Here is a 16,586-nt window from a genome sequence, read left to right as displayed (position 1 = left end):
ACCGTCCCGAATTGTCGCATCGTGCTTTCCGAACCAACGGTGAGCGCCGGGAGATCGGCCCGGATTTTCGGGTCGATGCGATGGCCGCGAGGAACGCATGGATCCCATTCGCATCGACGACCCGCAAGATCCGCGCGTCGCTGCCTATCTCGACATCCGCGAACGCGATCTCGCCGGCCGGCAAGGCCGCTTCGTCGCCGAAGGCAAGGTGGTCCTGGACCTGCTGCTCTCGACTGGGCGCTTTGGCGCCGAATCGGTACTGGTTCTGGAGAACCGGCTGGCCGGCCTCGAGGGCATCCTGCGCAAGGCGCCGGCCGCACTTCCGGTCTATGTCGCCCCAAGCGCGGTGATGGACGCAATCGCCGGGTTTCACATGCATCGCGGCATTCTGGCCATCGGCCGCAAGGGGACGCCGGAGTCCGCCGAGGCCCTGCTGGATGCCTTGCCGGCCAGGGCGCTGATCGTGGTGCTCGTCGGCATCGCCAATCATGACAATATGGGTTCGATCTTCCGCAACGCCGCCGCCTTTGGTGCCGACGCGATACTGCTGGATGCGACATGCTGCGATCCGCTCTACCGCAAGGCGATCCGCGTTTCAGTCGGCGCAGCGCTCAAGATCCCTTTCGCGTCGTTCACCGACGCCGCCGGCTTCACGGCAATGCTCGCCCGGCGGGACTTCGAACAATTCGCACTGACGCCACGCGGGCAGACCGACATACGCGATGCGCAGCGCAGCGAACGCCTGGCGCTCTATCTCGGTACTGAGGGCGAAGGTTTGCCGGACAGCCTGCTCGCGCGCTTGCACACCGTGCGGATCACCATGTCGGAAGGTTTAGACAGCCTGAACGTCGCGGCCGCATCAGCCATCGCGCTGCATCATTTCTCGGCAAAAGAAACCTGATTTCAGCCCGATATCAGCTTGACGCGTCAGCCTTCTGCAGTGCCCGCACGCGGTCGGCAAGACTGCGGTCACCGTTGCCGGAGCGTGCATCCGACGGCACTGCCAGTGCCTTGGCGATCGGCGAACCAGGCCCCTCGAGCTTGGCCGTCAGATGGACGACCTCCGCCGCCAGCTCGTTCATCTGCTCGCGCAAGGCGGAACTGCCGTCTGCGGGATTGGACGCGGCCAGCGCGGTGAGATCCGCCTTCAGCCGCTTGTTCTCGCGTGCCAGTGCCGTCAGCCTGGCCTCGAGCCGCTCACGGTCGCTGTCGAGCTTGGCGATTGCCTTGTCGAGCTCATCGCTCCTGGCGACGTCGCCGCCCTTGCCGACCAGCCGCAAGGCCGGTGCGCTGTCTTCGGCTTTTGATTCTTCGCGCATGCGCGCCAGCTCCTTTTCGCGGCGGTCTAGCTTGTCCTCGCGGTCGGCAAGTGTCGCCAGCAGCCGTTCGACCTTCTTGTCGAGCTCGGCGGTCTTTTTCTTCTCGGTTTTCAGGGCTTCGCGCGCTGCCTTGCTTTCGGCCGCGATCTCCTGGCCGCGCCTGTCCGCCTCCTTGCGCTGGCCGCGCAGCAGCGCAATGTCACTGGCAAGCTTCTGCATCTCGGATTCGCGCGCGACAAGCTCGATCTGCCGGCTGCTGGAGGAGAAACTGGCATCGTCATACATGCGCTCCAGCTTTTCCAGCTCGAGCGCGCGCTTTTCCAGCTTGCGTTCGGTTTCCTTGAGACGCTCCGAAAGCTGCTGCAACTCGCCCTCGCGTTGACGCAACGCTTCGTTCTTGGCGCCAAGTTCGGTCAGCGCATGGTTCTTGTCCATGCGCTCGACCGCCAGCCCCTTCAGGGCCTCGTGGCCGCGACTGATCTCGACGAGTTGTTCGGCCGCCTTCTCGCGCAACGCCTTGACGCTGATTTCCAGGCGACGTGTCGACATGGCGTACTCGGCGCGGACGCGATCCTTGTCCGCCTGGATCTCGGTTTGCGTCAGAGGGATCGAGGCTTCGATACGTCGGCGCGTCAGGGTGACGGCACGACGCCATATGGCCGGAGCCACCATAAGCGCCAGAAAGCCGGCGCAGAGAAAGCCTAGGACGAAGAACAGGACCGATTGGACCAAGTGACTACCCGTTGTGGACGGCAACCATCAAACTAATGCATGTCGCCCAAAAGTGGGAACCGATTTTGGGACAACGACTGCAACAAGATAAAACCAAAGCGCATCGAGCGCTTTTGACTGCGCCAGGTTGACATGGCGGAAATCCAGCGTTGCGGCAAGGGTCTGCCGCAACGTGACGGGTTTAACGCACGTCGTCCAAAGTAACCCCGGTTTTGGGAGAACGATATGCACAAAGCCAAGGAATTAGCTCAGAACGGGTTCCACGTGGCGCGCTCGGTAAGCTTCAGATAACCGAGATTGACGCCGAGCCGGGCACCGACGCCGGTACGGATCGGCACCAAAACCACATTGTTGTTCTTCAGCACGTTGAAGCCGACGCCTGCCACCACATAAGCCGAACCGGCGACGCCGCCATAGCGGTTATAGAGGCTGCCCACATCGTCGAGATTGTAGACCAGCATCATCACCCGCGACCCTTCGCCGCCGAAATCCCAGCCGAGCGACGGGCCTTGCCAGAACACTTTGTGATCGCCGGCATTCTTGGTGTAGAGCGTGCCTTCGCCGTAGGTCAGCCCGCCGATCAGCGCGCCCGAGCCCTCTTCGCCCAGCAGATAGCCGTTGGGCAGGCCGTAGGAAGCAAAAATCTTCTCGACGACCGTGGCGAGCCCGCCTGATGTCGCGCCGAAAAACTTGTGACCGGAATCGACAATCTCCTGAGCGGTGTATTCCTGGGCCCGCAGGGCTGAAGTTGAGAAGACGAGAACGCCCAGGAGCGTGATCGCCATTGAGAAGACGCGGAGAAAGCTCCGGTCGTAGTATCGGGAAAACATGCTTCCAATCTCCGTCAGGGAGCACCTTCGCCGACGCCTCGCACCCCGTACGGCTCTTTTAGCCGGCCGTTAAGGGTAACTGTTACGGGCAAACTATGCCGTAATCCTTTTTCAACCATTAAGCTCCCACATGAACATGGCGGTTCAAAGGCTGTTTGAGGTCGCTTAAGTGGGGTCGGCAGCCTGCGTGAACACGCCATTTGCCATAACCACAATTTGGATTTGTTGCTGCACGCACGGGCGCTGTGTATTCAGAAAGCTCGAGGAGAGAGCGTGATTCGTGTGGGCAGGCGACGATCGATCGCTCGGCCATGAGTTGTAAGATTTTGCAGGGATTTTCGCCGATGGCCGATCTGTTCACCCTTTCCGCGCCCGACCTAGCGGCGCTTTTGTGCAGCCGGGTCTGCCACGACATCATCTCGCCGGTCGGCGCGATCAACAACGGGCTCGAACTGCTCGATGAAGGCGGCGCCGACGAAGATGCCATGAAGCTGATCCGTCAGAGCGCCCGCAACGCTTCGGCCCGCCTGCAGTTCGCCCGCATCGCCTTCGGCGCCGCCGGCTCGGCCGGCATGCTGATCGATACCGGCGATGCCGAAGCGGTCGCCATCGCCTTCCTCAAGAACGAAAAGCCGGAACTGACCTGGAACGGGACCCGTGCGCTGCTGCCCAAGAACAAGGTCAAGCTGCTGCTCAACCTGATCCTGGTCGCCAACGCCGCCATTCCGCGCGGCGGCAAACTTTCCGTGACGCTGGAAAACCTCGAGACCGAGCCGCGCTTCGCACTCGCGGCGGCTGGCCCGATGCTGCGTGTGCCGCCGAAATTCCTCGAACTGCATTCCGGCCACAAGCCGGAGGAACCGATCGACGCGCATTCCGTGCAACCCTACTACACGCTGCTTCTGGCGCGCGAAGCCGGCATGACGATATCGATCCACGCGACGCCGGAAGAAATCGTGTTTGCGGCAGCCTGATCGCGCAGTCGAGAAGTCAAAGTATTTTCACATCGAAACCTGTAATTCCGGCTCATCGACATGAAATGCGTTTAATTGCCTAGGCGGCATTGAAGCATTCGCGAATAAAAACTGGCAGCCGCCATCTTTGCAAAAATTTTACCTAACGCCTTTTCGGCTTCTTTACCAGATTGGCCTATGGTGCGTTTGGATGCCCCGACGCTACCGGATTGCCAGACGGCAAAGAGGACCCGGAAATGAAACGCTGCATGTTCGTCGACGATTCAAGCGTCATCAGGAAGGTTGCAAAACGCATCCTGGGCGGTTCCGACATGGTTGTCATCGAGGCCGCCAGCGGCCTTGACGCGCTGGAGATGTGCGCCGCCGACATGCCCGACATCATCGTCGTCGATGGCGCCTTGCCGGACGTACCGGCGGTCGATCTCATCCGTCGCGTGCGCGCCATGGAGAGCCCGATAAAGCCGCAGATCCTGATTTCACTGGTCGAACTCGATATCGCTTCGATCATGCGGGCCAAGCGCGCCGGCGCCCAGGGCTATCTCTTGAAGCCATTCAACCGGCCGCAACTGCTTGAGCGTTTTCGCGCCTTGAAGATCGCCGCCTGATTCGGCGGCCAGATGCATGTCGCCCGAAAGTGGCCCCGGTTTTGGGACACCGACATGCATAAAAACAAAACCCGGAGCAATTCCTGGAAAAATGTGTGACGGTTTTCCGTCAGGAATTGCGTAAAAACAAATAGTTATCCGCCCATCATGCAAAAACCCGGCCGGGGCCGGGTCTTTTTGATCGGACGTGTCCGTCGCTCAGGCGCTGACGCGGATGTCTTCCGGTTCGCGCAGCACATAGCCGCGACCCCAGACCGTCTCGATGTAATTCTGGCCGCCGGATGCCGCATCGAGCTTCTTGCGCAGCTTGCAGATGAAGACGTCGATGATCTTCAGCTCAGGCTCGTCCATGCCGCCATAGAGGTGGTTGAGGAACATTTCCTTGGTCAGCGTCGTGCCCTTGCGCAGCGAGAGCAGTTCCAGCATCTGGTATTCCTTGCCGGTCAGGTGCACGCGCTGGCCGCCGACCTCGACGGTCTTGGCATCGAGATTGACCACCAGGTCGCCGGTGGTGATGACCGACTGGGCGTGCCCCTTGGAGCGCCGCACGATGGCGTGAATGCGGGCAACCAGCTCATCCTTGTGGAACGGCTTGGTCATGTAGTCGTCGGCGCCGAAGCCGAGGCCGCGTACCTTGTCCTCGATGCCGGCCATGCCGGAGAGGATCAGGATCGGCGTCTTGACCTTGGAAAGGCGAAGCGTTCTCAAAACCTCGTAGCCCGACATGTCAGGCAGGTTGAGATCGAGAAGGATGATGTCGTAATCGTAGAGCTTGCCTAGATCGACGCCCTCTTCACCGAGATCGGTCGTGTAGACGTTGAAACTTTCCGATTTCAGCATCAGCTCGATGCTTTGTGCGGTTGCACTGTCATCTTCTATCAGCAGAACACGCATTTCATTCCCCTTTTCTGCTGCCGGACCATTTCACGACCCGTCCGGACCCGGAGCAGTGGTTGCCTTGTGCAGAGGCTGCCATTGAATGGTTAACAAAATCTAATTTCCCGTCCATGACGGTACCAGATTTTTTAACCCCTTTCTACACCCTCTTGAATCTAATAACGAATCTTAGAACCAAATTCCTAATGCAACACATTAATAACCCGGACTAAGTGACTCCAGGGACTCATCGACGTCGCTTCCGCATCGGCGGCCGGAATTTTTACCCGGCCTTAAGTCCTGACCCGTATGATTAACAATGCCCGTAAACGAATGGTTACCGCCGGCAAAAAACTTTAGGGTTTTGTTTCCCATAGTTCGGGGAAAGCCGGTGGACACGGGTGAGACCTGGGCGTTTCCAGGTGGTTTGGACGATAGATGCGGGTGTGCGTTTCCGGGAGTACCGAATCATGAAGTCACGTGAAAACCTCGTTCGGCTGAAACAGTTTCAGGTGAATGAGAAGCGGCGGCAGCTGCTGCAGCTCGACATGATGATCGCCGAGTTCGAACGCATGGCCGTCGAGCTGGAGCTTCAGATCACCGCCGAAGAAAAGAAGGCCGGCATCACCGACATCAACCATTTCGCCTATCCGACCTTCGCCAAGGCGGCGCGTTTGCGCCGCGACAATCTCAGAAATTCGCAAAGCGACCTCGCACAACAGCGAAGCGCTGCCGAATCATTACTCGGCGAAGCTGAAGCGGAGCTTTCCAAGGCGGAAATGCTGGAATCGCGCGACACCAAGATCCGCGAAGCCGAAGTCGGCGGCCGCAGCGCCATGATCGGCTGAAGCCCGGCCTGCACGCGGCTCTGGCGCTTGCCAACTGGCGGGCGCTTGATCTCGGCTGGGAAGGTCGCCAAGAGAACTGAAAGCCGCCTAGGCGGCCAAATCGCCTTCATTTTCGGCAACCGCCCGCGCTCTGGCGTCCTTGATGTCCGGCGCGTGTTGCTCCGCCCATGACCTGATCTGGCTAAGCAGTCCAGCCAGGTTCTGGCCGAGTTCTGTCAATTCATATTCGACGCGCGGCGGAATGACCGGGAATATCTCGCGACGCACCAGGCCGTCACGCTCGAGCACACGTAGCGTCTGCGTCAGCATCTTCGGCGTAATGCCTTCGAGCTTGCGCGCAAGCTCGCCATTGCGCAGCCGGCCTTTGCGCAGCGCGCAAACCACCAGATAGACCCATTTGCTGGCCAGCATTTCCAGCACGGTGTGCGATGGGCACGTTCGCCGGAACGCATCATAGCCGAAACCGCAGTCGTCATCACTATCCATGGGGTACGTATATATCATAAAGGTAAATACTAGACAAGAAGCCATTACTATCCAAATGATAGTGACGCCAACCAAGCAGGAGATATCCCAATGCGCGCCGCTATCCAGAATTCCGTCGGCGGACCCGACGTTCTCTTCGTCACCGACCAGCCCAATCCGACGCCAAAGGCCGGCGAGGTGCTGGTCCGTGTCAAGGCAGCCGGCATCAACCCGGTCGATGGTGCCGTCCGCGCCGGCTACTATCCGCTGCTCGGCGAGCCGCCCTTCACCCTGGGCTGGGACATCTCGGGAACCGTCGAGGCGCTGGGCGCCGGTGTTTCCAGCCTGCGCGTCGGCGACGAGGTGTTCGGCATGCCGCGCTTTCCCAAGCAGGCGGCGGCCTACGCTGAACTGGCCGCTGTGCCGGCCGATGAAATCGCGCTGAAGCCGAAGGGCGCCGACCACATCCAGGCAGGCGCATTGCCGCTGGCAGGCCTCACCGCCTGGCAAGGCCTGGTCCGCCATGGCAGGCTGAAATCGGGCCAGCGCGTGCTGGTGCATGCGGGGGCCGGCGGCGTCGGCCATTTGGCGGTGCAGATCGCCAAGGCGCGCGGTGCTTACGTCATCGCCACCGCCAGCCCGCAAAAACTCGATTTCGTTCGCAAACTCGGCGCCGACGAGGTCATCGACTACACCAAGGGCGATTTTACCGACCATGTTCGCGACATCGATCTGGTGCTGGATCCAATGGGCGGCGACCACGCCGAACGCTCGCTGAAGGTGCTCAAGCGTGGCGGCGTGCTGGTGTCATTGCTCGATGTCAACGACGACACCAGAGTGCAGGCCAGTGCGCGCGATATCCGGGTCGAGCGTATGTCCGTCGTGCCCGACAGGGAGGGCCTGCTGGAACTCGCCCAGTTGATCGACGCGAAAAAGCTCGCCGTCCATGTGGCCAGGACATTCCCGCTCGACCAGGCGGGGGCAGCCCACGCCTTTCTGGCCACCAAGCCGATCGGCAAAGTGGCGCTTACGGCCTGAACCAGGGACCGCAGCAGCCAGCAGCAGAAACGGAAGGGCGCGGAACATTCCGCGCCCTTCGTTCAAATTCGCAACTGTCAGTGACGGTATTGCTGGATGCGCGTCGTGCGCAGCCCGGCAAGGCCATACTCGTCGATCGACGCCTGCCAGGACAGGAATTCCTCGGTGGTGAGCTTGTAGCGTTGGCAAGCCTCGTCCAGGCTCAGGAGCCCGCCGCGCACTGCCGCAACCACCTCCGCCTTACGCCGGATAACCCAGCGACGTGTATTCGTCGGCGGCAGATCGGCAATCGTAAGAGGGCTGCCGTCAGGCCCGATAACATATTTGACTCTCGGTCTAACCAGATCGGTCATCGTACTCTCTACAAAAAACTCAAAGACCCAATCCCCGCCACGTTACCGCCACAGCTTTAAAAATTGCCTAAGCAGACCCTAATGACTAGGTAAGGATCATGAACGCCGCGTTAGTCTTTTCGCAGGCATTTGAAACATCTGCCCGCGAACCCTGATTTTGCCGGGGGAAATTGCATCTCCTAGCGGGATCGGCCGCAACCGGGTGAATCGCCCTGTGCGCTGGCGCGACCGTAAAGCTTGACCTATATTCTCGACATTGGCATTGAGACGCCGCGCAGAACGAAAGCACCATGAACAGTCTCGATCTCCCCGGACGTCCCGAAAACACCCGCATCGTCGTCGCCATGTCGGGCGGTGTCGATTCATCGGTCGTCGCCGGCCTGCTGAAGCGCGAAGGCTATGATGTCGTCGGGGTCACCTTGCAACTCTACGATCATGGCGCGGCGACGCACCGGGCCGGCTCATGCTGCGCCGGGCAGGACATCGACGATGCCCGCCGCGTCTCCGAGACGCTCGGCATCCCTCATTATGTGCTCGACTATGAGGAGCGCTTCCGCAAGGCGGTCATCGATCCCTTCGCCGAGAGCTATGTCGCCGGCGAGACACCGATCCCTTGCGTTTCCTGCAACCAGACGGTGAAGTTCGCCGATCTCCTGGCCACGGCCAAGGAACTTGGCGCCGACGCGCTGGCCACCGGCCACTATATCCGCTCTGGCGCCAACGGTGCCCACCGCGCGCTCTACCGGCCGGTCGACGCCGACCGCGACCAGAGCTATTTCCTGTTCGCCACCACGCAGGCGCAGATCGATTATCTGCGCTTTCCCCTCGGTGGCCTGTCGAAGCCGCAGGTTCGCGCCATTGCCGAGGAGATGGGGCTGACGGTTGCCGCCAAGCAGGACAGCCAGGACATCTGCTTCGTGCCGCAGGGCAAGTATTCCGACATCATCGCCAAGCTGAAGCCGACCGCCGCCAACCCGGGCGACATCGTCCACATCGACGGCCGCGTCCTCGGCCGCCATGAGGGCATCCTGCGCTACACGATCGGCCAGCGCCGCGGCATCGGCATCGCTTCCGGCGAGCCGCTTTACGTCGTCCATCTCGACGCCGACCGCGCACGGGTCGTCGTCGGCCCGCGCGAGGCGCTGGAGACGCACAAGATCTATCTGCGCAATATGAACTGGCTTGGCGACGAACCGCTCACAGAAGTCCCCGCCGCCGGCCTGGAGCTGTTTGCCAAGGTTCGCTCGACGCGACCGCCGCGCCCGGCCGTGCTGCATCATCGTGCCGGCGCCACATGGGTGGAACTGGTCGACGGCGAGTCCGGCATCGCGCCGGGACAGGCCTGCGTGCTCTATTCCGACGACGGCAACGAGGCCCGTGTGTTCGGCGGCGGCTTCATCGAGCGTTCGGAGCGTGGCGCCGAGGCCGAGGCCATGCTGACCCGGCTTGCCGCCGGGCCGGCGCAGGTCCCCGCCGAATAAAACCGCGTTTCAGGAACCGGACTTGGTGTGTGTAACCGTGCCTGCGGTCAGGATGCGCAGCACCCTGATCGCTTCCTCACCGCTGGTGCGCGGTTCGGCGCGCGTCTCGATGCACTGGATGAAATGCTCCAGTTCACGCGTCAACGGCATGCCTTGGGCAACCGCGACATAGGATGGCTCATTGGTGGTGAAGGCCCATTGGCCGCTGTCCTGCCAAACCGCGTGGCGGTAGACGGCAAGCTTGCGTTCCCATGGCTCGACGTCGTCGAACACCGCCATCGCCTTGGTGCCGACCACGGTCAGCCGCCGCTCGCGATAGGGATTGAGACGCGAGGTGAAGAGATGGCTGCGCAGGCCGTTGGGAAAGCGCATGTGCAGATGCGCGAAGTCGCTGAGATTGTCGAGCAGGGCGGCCCCCTCGCCGCGCACCTCGATCGGCTCGGTGCCGGTGATCGCCAGGATCATCGACAAATCGTGCGGCGCCAGGTCCCACAGCGCGTCGTTCTCGGTGTGGAACTTGCCGAGGCCGAGCCGATGCGAATGGATGTAGCGGACTTCGCCGAGCTCGCCCTTGTCGATCAGCCCTTTCAGCGTCTCGAAGGCGGGATGGAATCGCAGGACATGGCCGACCATGAAGACACGGCCATTGTCCTTGGCCGCCTTCACCGCACGCTCGGCATCCGCCACCGTCAGCGCGATCGGCTTTTCCACCAGCACGTCCTTGCCGCTCTCGACGGCACGCACGGCAAGGTCGGCATGGAATTGCGGCGGCAGTGCCATTACGATGGCGTCGATATCGTCACGAACGAATAGCTGGTCCGGCTCGATCGCCAGGCAGTCCTGCTCGCTGGCAAAGCCTTCGGCACGGGCCCGGTTGGCGTCGGAGACCGCGTGCAGCGCGCCGAGCGCCTTGAGGGTGCGGATGTGGTTGCTGCCCCAGTATCCGCAACCGAGGACTGCAATGCGCGGCTTCATCTGTTTCAAACTCTAAAAACTCGTGGCCGAGACATAGCGACGTGCCCCCTCGAACTCAACCCCGACGGCAGCAACCAAATGTCTGCGCGGCAAAGCTTTTCGATAATGACGATAAGCCGGCAAGCCGGTTGCTTCGAAGCTTGACAGGCTCACCCTCCCAACCTTATATCCGCGCGACCTTGGCGAACGCCCCCGACATGCCTTTCGATTTGAGGCGGATTTCGGGCCTTTCGCCGCCCTGGCGGGGTAGCTCAGTTGGTTAGAGCACGGGAATCATAATCCTGGGGTCGGGGGTTCAAGTCCCTCTCCCGCTACCACCTTACCCCCCACTGCTTTGACGCCGTTGGGGAAGGCATTCTCACCCAGGAGTGCGGTGAGACGTCCGGCGATCTCGATTTCAATTCCGCCGATCCTCGACGGATCCCGAAACACAGTAATGGTTTCGATCAGGTCTCGCATCGCTTCGGCGGATTCGGCATCGCCAGCCGCAATGCCTTTGGCAAGCCCGGTTTGAAGTTGGTTTAGTTGTTCCTCGTAGCGTGCCAGCACCGCAGGATGCAGCGCGATCATAGTGGCCGCCGCGGGCACTTGGTCCAGTTCGGCCACAATGCCCTCACGCTCCTCATTGAGCGTTGTTGATTGTGGTCCTAACACAGCTGGGTCGCCATGGCCCTTGGCGATGGCGTTGACCAGGCGCTCGATCTCCCGCGATAGTTCTCCAAGCCGTCGCTCCAAGCGAGTGCGCCGCGCATCGGTGTCGGCAGCCAGGCGCCGTCGTTCTTCGTGATAAGTTTGGACGTACTGGGCAATAACATCAGGATGGCGCAACTCGGCGGCAAGGCCATTGAGAACTGCGGTCTCAACTGTATCTAAATAGAAGGTTTTAGGATCAGGGCATATTCCGCTTTCCGTCGCGGCCGAACAGCGGATGCGAGTACGCTTGGACTTGTCGATGCCTTTTGACGACATTCCCGCTCCACAAGCACCGCACCTTAGAAGTCCCGCCAACATGTGCCGTGGTCGGCGCTGATGGCTTGGATGAGTGATTGTACGCGCTTTCTTTCTCGCGTTAACCGCATCGAACAGTTCAGGCGAAACAATGGCAAGTTCGGGAACGTCGACCGTTTGCCATTCGTCTTTAGGATTCGGACGCGAGACGCGCTTCCCAGTATCAGGGTCCTTGACCATTCGGACCCTGTTCCAAATCAAGCGGCCGGCATAAAGCTCATTCTGGAGCAGGCCGGTCCCTCTTTGCGCATTTCCATTGATGGTAGAGGCATTCCAAGCTCGCCCACGTGGTGCCGGTATGCTTTCCTTATTGAGATTGTGAGCGATATCGCGTGGAGTTTGTCCGTCGACGTACTCCCTGAAGATACGATGCACGACCGCAGCTTCATGCACTGCGATCAGGCGCTTCCCAGGGTCGCCTAAAACGTAAGAATAGCCGTAGGTCAACCCACCGGCGTGGAGGCCTCTGTTGATCCGGCCGGCTTGGCCACGCCGAACTTTGTGAGCAATGTCCTCTCGATAGAGTTGGCCAACAAGACCGCGAAGCCCGATCAAGACTGTGTTGACGACGCCCTCGTGGACAGCACGAATTTCGATGCCAAGAAATGAAAGGCGCTTGTGAATCCCTGCAAGGTCTTCCATGTCGCGAGAGAGCCGATCAAGTGCCTCCACGACGAGCACGTCAAATTCGTGCTCACGAGCTTTGTCCATAAGGTGGAGCAAACCATCACGCCCCAAGACTGAACCGCCGGAACGAGCTCGATCGTCGAACGTTGCGACAACGTCCAAACCCTCGCGCTCGGCATACGCCCGGCATAACGCGAGTTGATCGTCTATCGATCGCTCATTCTGGAGATCGGTTGAGAAGCGTGCGTAGATCGCGGCTCGATTCATGATGTGTTTTCTCGGCCTGTTGACGCGCGTGATCTTCGCGGGCGGCTTGGCGCGCGAGAGCGCTTGCAAGGCGCAGAATCGCTCTATCGGGCACACGGCGCAAGACCCGTTTGCCGGATTTCACTACCATTGCGGGTAGTGCTCGGCACGGGTCGAGAATGGCGGTGGACTTGCTAAATTCGCGGACAGCTTACCGCAGAATGCGTGGCATCTTTTAGGCCAACCGAGATCGCGATTTTTCTCCATACCTAGCAAGATGTATTCATTCGACAGCTGACAGAAGCAGGCAAACTGGCCCGTCGCAGAAACGGATAGCATGGCGTGCTATTCGGAAATCTGCCTGAAGGCTTTCAGAGGAACAGTCGCGACTGGAAGCCTACGTTTTCATCGGCGACCAGAACCGACTTGACGGAACATTAGCTACATCTAAATGTTTGTGCGCGGCGGGTGGTTCCCTCCATCGCCTGCTGAAGATCGGGCCTCCGATCGGCCCGCGTCCTCCGCCAGAGGTGCGGGCTTTTCGGTCGTTGGGGCTAGCTTCAGGTTGTGCCGCGCCGCCATCCCGCGCGCTGGTTTCCTGCGCCATTCCCACGGCTTGTCAACCGATCCGGCCCGCACGCCGCACTTGCCCGCCTGGCGTCGTTCTCCCAGCCTGAGGAATACCTATTAATCTCTAGTAGGCGGCACCATGGAAAACGCAGCGATGATGGCCTCGAGCGACACATTCAGTGCGTTGGAAAAGGTCCTGCCCTTCTGCCAAATCGCCACGTAGTGATAGAGCGCGGACGGTTCCACCGGTTTTGCTTCGAGGTGAAACGCTGCGTATTCACGCGCGATGATCTCATTGGTTATCGAAATGCCCAGGCCAGCCGAAACGTATCCGGCTTCGTGACCGTTGCAATCGAATTCCACCAGTATGTCTGGCTCAACGCCGGCGAAGCGCAAGGCATTGAAGTTCATTTGATGGGCGGCGAACTGCGGATCGATATCAACGATCGTTTCGCCTGCCAGGTCTTGAGCCTCGATACAGGTCTGTTTTGAAAAGCGGTGCTCGGGATGAAAGATGCATACGTTGCGAGCTGACCCAAGCGGCGCCCATTCAAACAGGAGTGGATCCAGCGGCAGTCGCGAGATTCCGAGATCCGCGCGTCCAGCCAGGATGTGCTCGCCGATCTGCTCGTAGCTTCCTGAAATCGACCGGACATTCGAAGCGGTCTTTGAGTGGATAATCGCCACAACCTTGGGCAGGGTCACGAAACCGAAAACAGAAGGCGCGGCAATCGCGATCCGTTGCTTTTCCTCGTTCTTCATAGCGAAGATCGACGCCTCCAGGCGATCCAGCGACGTCAGGGCAAGTTCTACGTTTCGCAGGAGCTCCCAGGCTTCCTGCAAGGGGACGATGCGGTTGGCTGATCGCTTGAACAGTGTGATGCCGAGCGTGGTCTCGAGTTGCTTCACGTGTTGACTGACGGCCGGCTGGCTTATCCCGAGTGCTGCCGCCGCTCGCCTTGTCGAACCGGCCCGCAACACTTCTCGGAAAACCTTCAGTTGACGGAGCTTGAGGTCGCTCTGCAACAACTCCATTCCTTGCGCGCCTTTCCCTGATAACCACCTGGGAAGCAGAAATCGCCATCCCGAGCAGCACCGAACCACCTCAGTATATAACGGCGAGTTATAGATAAAATAATAAAAATTATAGATTGAGTGTGTGATTTCAGGCGCTAGAATTAGCCAATATCTCAAATTAACTCCAAATTACAAATATAACAATTCACAACCTTGGGTTATACGCCTTTGTCTGAGTGACAAAGGCCGGCGTATCCTTCGGTAATTGCGAGTCGAGGAAGCGCCCCAATGGGTGGTTTTACTACTCAATTTGTTGTCGCACTCACCGTGACCATCAGCCTGGCCCTTATCAGCGGCTGCCTTGGTACGGCATTTGGGTTGTTCTTGGCGATTTCGAAGGGCACGGCAAAACCGCGCCTCAACGCGGTCGTGACCGCCTACACCACAGTCGTCCGTGGTGTACCAGAACTTCTCGTTATCCTGCTCATCTACTTCGGCGGAACCACGCTCGCCAGTAAAATCGCCGGCCGGTATGTCGAGGTGAACGCATTCACCGCAGGCGTTATCGCGCTCTCGGTCGTTTTCAGCGGTTATGCGACCGAAGTGTTTCGCGGCGCGATTGCGGCAGTGCCAGCGGGCCAAACCGAAGCGGCAAAGTCGCTTGGGCTGAACGCCTGGCAGCGCTGGATGTTCGTCATCGGACCTCAGATGCTGCGGTTGGCGCTGCCTGCCTATGGCAATCTCTGGATTTCGCTCTTCAAGGATACCGCCCTGGTCTCGATCGTCGGCCTCACCGATATCATGCGCGTTGCGTATCTGGGGGCCGGATCCTTACGCGCACCATTGACCTTCTACCTTGCGGCCTCCGCTCTCTACCTCTCGCTGACCACCGTCACGCTGCTGTCGATCCGGCTGGCTGAGCGGCGCTATCCGGCACTCGGCCGGTAGGAGGGAGCGATCCATGAACCTCGGCTTGGTGTTTGACGCAATGGTGGTCCTGCCTTCGGGTGTCGGCCTCACATTGACCCTGACGGTCCTGTCGCTGACGGCCGGGTTCCTTCTGTCCGTGCCGCTTGCCTTCATGCGCGCATTTGGACGTCCCGGTCTTTCGCTATCGGTGCTGGCATACACCTATGTCATTCGCGGCACGCCGATGCTCGTTCAGCTCTTTCTGCTCTACTACGGCCTCGCTCAGATCGAGGCGGTGCGAACCAGCATCTTCTGGGTGATCCTGCGCGACCCCTTCTGGTGTGCCCTTCTGACATTTTCGCTGAACAGCGCGGCACACACCACCGAGATCCTGTGCCGCGGTCTCCAGTCCGTGCCTAAGGGTGTCACCGAGGCAGCCACATCTCTCGGCTTGAAACGCTTCCAGATCGCTCGCCTGGTCACCTTCCCGATCGCTTTCCGGATATCGCTCCCGGCCTACGGCAATGAGATCGTCGGAATGATCAAGGGCTCGTCGCTCGCGAGCACCGTGACGCTGCTCGAGATCACCGGCATGGCGAGACAGATGGTGTCGACCACGTTCGCGCCGTACGAGATTTTCATCGTCGCCGGAGCGATCTATCTATCGCTGACGTCGATCGCGGTGAAAGCGATCCAGTTGCTGGAGCGATGGCTGTCGACCGACGGCCATCTGGTGCGTCGACGAAAGGCGCGATTGCGCCCCGCCCTACCTGACCCAGAGATCACCACGCCCCTGCCCTGACGCCGCAGGTTCTGGGCTCCCCTTTCCATCCAAACCAACGAAGAGGTGCATCATGCGCATACCCCTGGCTATTGCTGTTTCTATCGCATCCCTGATGTCGGCATCCCCCGCCGGCGCCGAAAGCGGGCGCGTCATATCGATTGCCACTGAAGGTGCCTCGCCGCCTTGGGACGGCACCGACGCGAATGGTCAACTCTACGGTTACGATATCGATGTTGGACAGGAACTGTGCCGTCGCATTGAGATCAAATGTACCTTTGTCCCGCAGGATTGGGACGGGATCATCCCAGCACTGCTTGTCGGCAAGTTCGACGTCATCATGTCCGGGATGGCGATCACGGAAAAACGCAAGCAGTCGATCGCGTTCTCGATCCCCTACGCCATCGGCTTCAACCAGTTCGTGGTGCGCAAGGACCTGGGTCTCGACGCTGGCGACACCAAGGAAAAGGTCAACCTTTCGACCATCGGGGGCAAGGAGAAGGCGACCATTGAACGCCTCAGATCGACACTCGCCGGCAAGGCGATCGGGGCTCTTCGCTCGTCAAATTCGGAAGCCGTGGTGAAGGAAATCCTGGGCGATGTCGTGACCATCCGCAGCTATGACAGCCTCGACAACATGAAGCTCGATCTTGCCGCGGGCCGTATCGACGGCGGTCTCGCCGACTATTTCACCTGGCGGGATTTTCTGGAGACACCTTCCGGTTCGGATGCGGTGTTTTTCGGGCCGGAACTGAAGGGCGGGCTTTGGGGGCCGGGCGTCGGCGCCGGCATGCGCAAGGATGATACTGAGTTGCTCGCCAAGTTCAACGCGGCCATCGACGCGGCTACCAAGGATGGGACGATCAAAGCGCTGAGCCTGAAATGGTTCAAGAGCAATATCTCGCCTGCCCTCTCGCAATAGGCGGCAACCG

17 protein-coding genes and 1 tRNA gene are annotated in these 16,586 nt (G+C 60.1%); 10 read left to right on the top strand and 8 right to left on the bottom strand.

All coding sequences use genetic code 11. The annotated features are described in order from the left end of the window. Positions 1–97: 97 nt before the first annotated feature. Positions 98–901, top strand: coding sequence for a TrmH family RNA methyltransferase (locus NKI73_RS03800; RefSeq protein ID WP_352627524.1), 804 nt, complete (start codon positions 98–100; stop codon positions 899–901). Positions 902–914: 13 nt separating this feature from the next. On the opposite strand, the gene NKI73_RS03795 is transcribed toward NKI73_RS03800, so the two are convergent. Next, the gene (locus NKI73_RS03795) at positions 915–2,051 is read right to left on the bottom strand and encodes a coiled-coil domain-containing protein (protein ID WP_352627523.1); all 1,137 of its coding nucleotides are present in this window, start codon (positions 2,049–2,051) and stop codon (positions 915–917) included. A gap of 248 nt (positions 2,052–2,299) precedes the next feature. Continuing rightward, a complete protein-coding gene (locus NKI73_RS03790; RefSeq protein WP_352627713.1) occupies positions 2,300–2,836 on the bottom strand; it encodes a DUF1134 domain-containing protein in 537 nt (178 codons plus the stop codon). A 389-nt stretch (positions 2,837–3,225) separates the two neighbouring features. Between NKI73_RS03790 and chpT the strand changes: the two genes are divergently transcribed. Beyond that, entirely contained in the window at positions 3,226–3,855 is a 630-nt protein-coding gene (chpT, locus tag NKI73_RS03785) for a histidine phosphotransferase ChpT (RefSeq protein WP_352627522.1), read from the top strand. A 236-nt stretch (positions 3,856–4,091) separates the two neighbouring features. Beyond that, complete coding sequence (locus tag NKI73_RS03780; RefSeq protein ID WP_352627521.1) at positions 4,092–4,460, top strand: response regulator transcription factor; 369 nt, start codon at positions 4,092–4,094, stop codon at positions 4,458–4,460. 198 nt (positions 4,461–4,658) lie between these two features. Here NKI73_RS03780 and ctrA read toward each other — a convergent pair whose 3' ends face one another. Beyond that, the gene (gene ctrA, locus NKI73_RS03775; RefSeq protein ID WP_006203583.1) at positions 4,659–5,354 is read right to left on the bottom strand and encodes a response regulator transcription factor CtrA; all 696 of its coding nucleotides are present in this window, start codon (positions 5,352–5,354) and stop codon (positions 4,659–4,661) included. 452 nt (positions 5,355–5,806) lie between these two features. Here ctrA and NKI73_RS03770 point away from each other — a divergent pair, with 452 nt between their 5' ends. After that, complete coding sequence (locus tag NKI73_RS03770) at positions 5,807–6,184, top strand: flagellar export protein FliJ (protein ID WP_013529907.1); 378 nt, start codon at positions 5,807–5,809, stop codon at positions 6,182–6,184. A gap of 87 nt (positions 6,185–6,271) precedes the next feature. On the opposite strand, the gene NKI73_RS03765 is transcribed toward NKI73_RS03770, so the two are convergent. Next, positions 6,272–6,670 carry a winged helix-turn-helix transcriptional regulator gene (locus tag NKI73_RS03765; protein ID WP_352627520.1) on the bottom strand — a complete coding sequence of 133 codons (399 nt, stop codon included), beginning with the start codon at positions 6,668–6,670 and terminating at the stop codon, positions 6,272–6,274. A 90-nt stretch (positions 6,671–6,760) separates the two neighbouring features. Here NKI73_RS03765 and NKI73_RS03760 point away from each other — a divergent pair, with 90 nt between their 5' ends. Then, entirely contained in the window at positions 6,761–7,687 is a 927-nt protein-coding gene (locus tag NKI73_RS03760) for an NADP-dependent oxidoreductase (protein WP_352627519.1), read from the top strand. Between the two features lie 77 nt (positions 7,688–7,764). Here the strand turns inward: NKI73_RS03760 and sciP are convergent, their stop codons facing one another. Beyond that, positions 7,765–8,040, bottom strand: coding sequence for a CtrA inhibitor SciP (gene sciP / locus NKI73_RS03755; protein WP_013529904.1), 276 nt, complete (start codon positions 8,038–8,040; stop codon positions 7,765–7,767). Between the two features lie 290 nt (positions 8,041–8,330). On the opposite strand from sciP, the gene mnmA reads away from it, so the two are divergent. Continuing rightward, the gene (gene mnmA, locus NKI73_RS03750; protein ID WP_352627518.1) at positions 8,331–9,521 is read left to right on the top strand and encodes a tRNA 2-thiouridine(34) synthase MnmA; all 1,191 of its coding nucleotides are present in this window, start codon (positions 8,331–8,333) and stop codon (positions 9,519–9,521) included. Positions 9,522–9,530: 9 nt separating this feature from the next. Here the strand turns inward: mnmA and NKI73_RS03745 are convergent, their stop codons facing one another. Beyond that, on the bottom strand, positions 9,531–10,496 hold the full coding sequence (locus NKI73_RS03745) for a Gfo/Idh/MocA family protein (protein ID WP_352627517.1): 966 nt from the start codon (positions 10,494–10,496) through the stop codon (positions 9,531–9,533). Positions 10,497–10,736: 240 nt separating this feature from the next. Between NKI73_RS03745 and NKI73_RS03740 the strand changes: the two genes are divergently transcribed. Beyond that, positions 10,737–10,813 (top strand) — tRNA-Met (locus NKI73_RS03740). Here the strand turns inward: NKI73_RS03740 and NKI73_RS03735 are convergent. Both NKI73_RS03735 and NKI73_RS03730 read right to left on the bottom strand, forming a co-directional pair. Beyond that, positions 10,770–12,398: a recombinase family protein gene (locus tag NKI73_RS03735; protein WP_352627712.1), complete on the bottom strand. Its 1,629-nt coding sequence runs from the start codon at positions 12,396–12,398 to the stop codon at positions 10,770–10,772. The genes NKI73_RS03740 and NKI73_RS03735 overlap by 44 nt on opposite strands. Positions 12,399–13,064: 666 nt before the next feature. Then, on the bottom strand, positions 13,065–13,982 hold the full coding sequence (locus NKI73_RS03730; protein WP_352627516.1) for a LysR family transcriptional regulator: 918 nt from the start codon (positions 13,980–13,982) through the stop codon (positions 13,065–13,067). Positions 13,983–14,252: 270 nt separating this feature from the next. Between NKI73_RS03730 and NKI73_RS03725 the strand changes: the two genes are divergently transcribed. Genes NKI73_RS03725 through NKI73_RS03715 form a run of 3 tightly spaced genes read left to right on the top strand, consistent with a single transcriptional unit; the run spans position 14,253 to position 16,576 of the window. Continuing rightward, positions 14,253–14,912, top strand: coding sequence for an ABC transporter permease (locus tag NKI73_RS03725; protein WP_352627515.1), 660 nt, complete (start codon positions 14,253–14,255; stop codon positions 14,910–14,912). A 13-nt stretch (positions 14,913–14,925) separates the two neighbouring features. Then, on the top strand, positions 14,926–15,675 hold the full coding sequence (locus NKI73_RS03720; RefSeq protein ID WP_352627514.1) for an ABC transporter permease: 750 nt from the start codon (positions 14,926–14,928) through the stop codon (positions 15,673–15,675). A gap of 52 nt (positions 15,676–15,727) precedes the next feature. Beyond that, complete coding sequence (locus NKI73_RS03715; RefSeq protein WP_352627513.1) at positions 15,728–16,576, top strand: transporter substrate-binding domain-containing protein; 849 nt, start codon at positions 15,728–15,730, stop codon at positions 16,574–16,576. Positions 16,577–16,586 lie beyond the last annotated feature (10 nt).

It is taken from the genome of Mesorhizobium sp. M0496 (genome assembly GCF_040321205.1).
In the GTDB taxonomy this organism is placed as follows: domain Bacteria; phylum Pseudomonadota; class Alphaproteobacteria; order Rhizobiales; family Rhizobiaceae; genus Mesorhizobium.
Note: the sequence above shows the minus strand (reverse complement) of the source record. Positions and strands in the feature narration are given on the sequence as shown.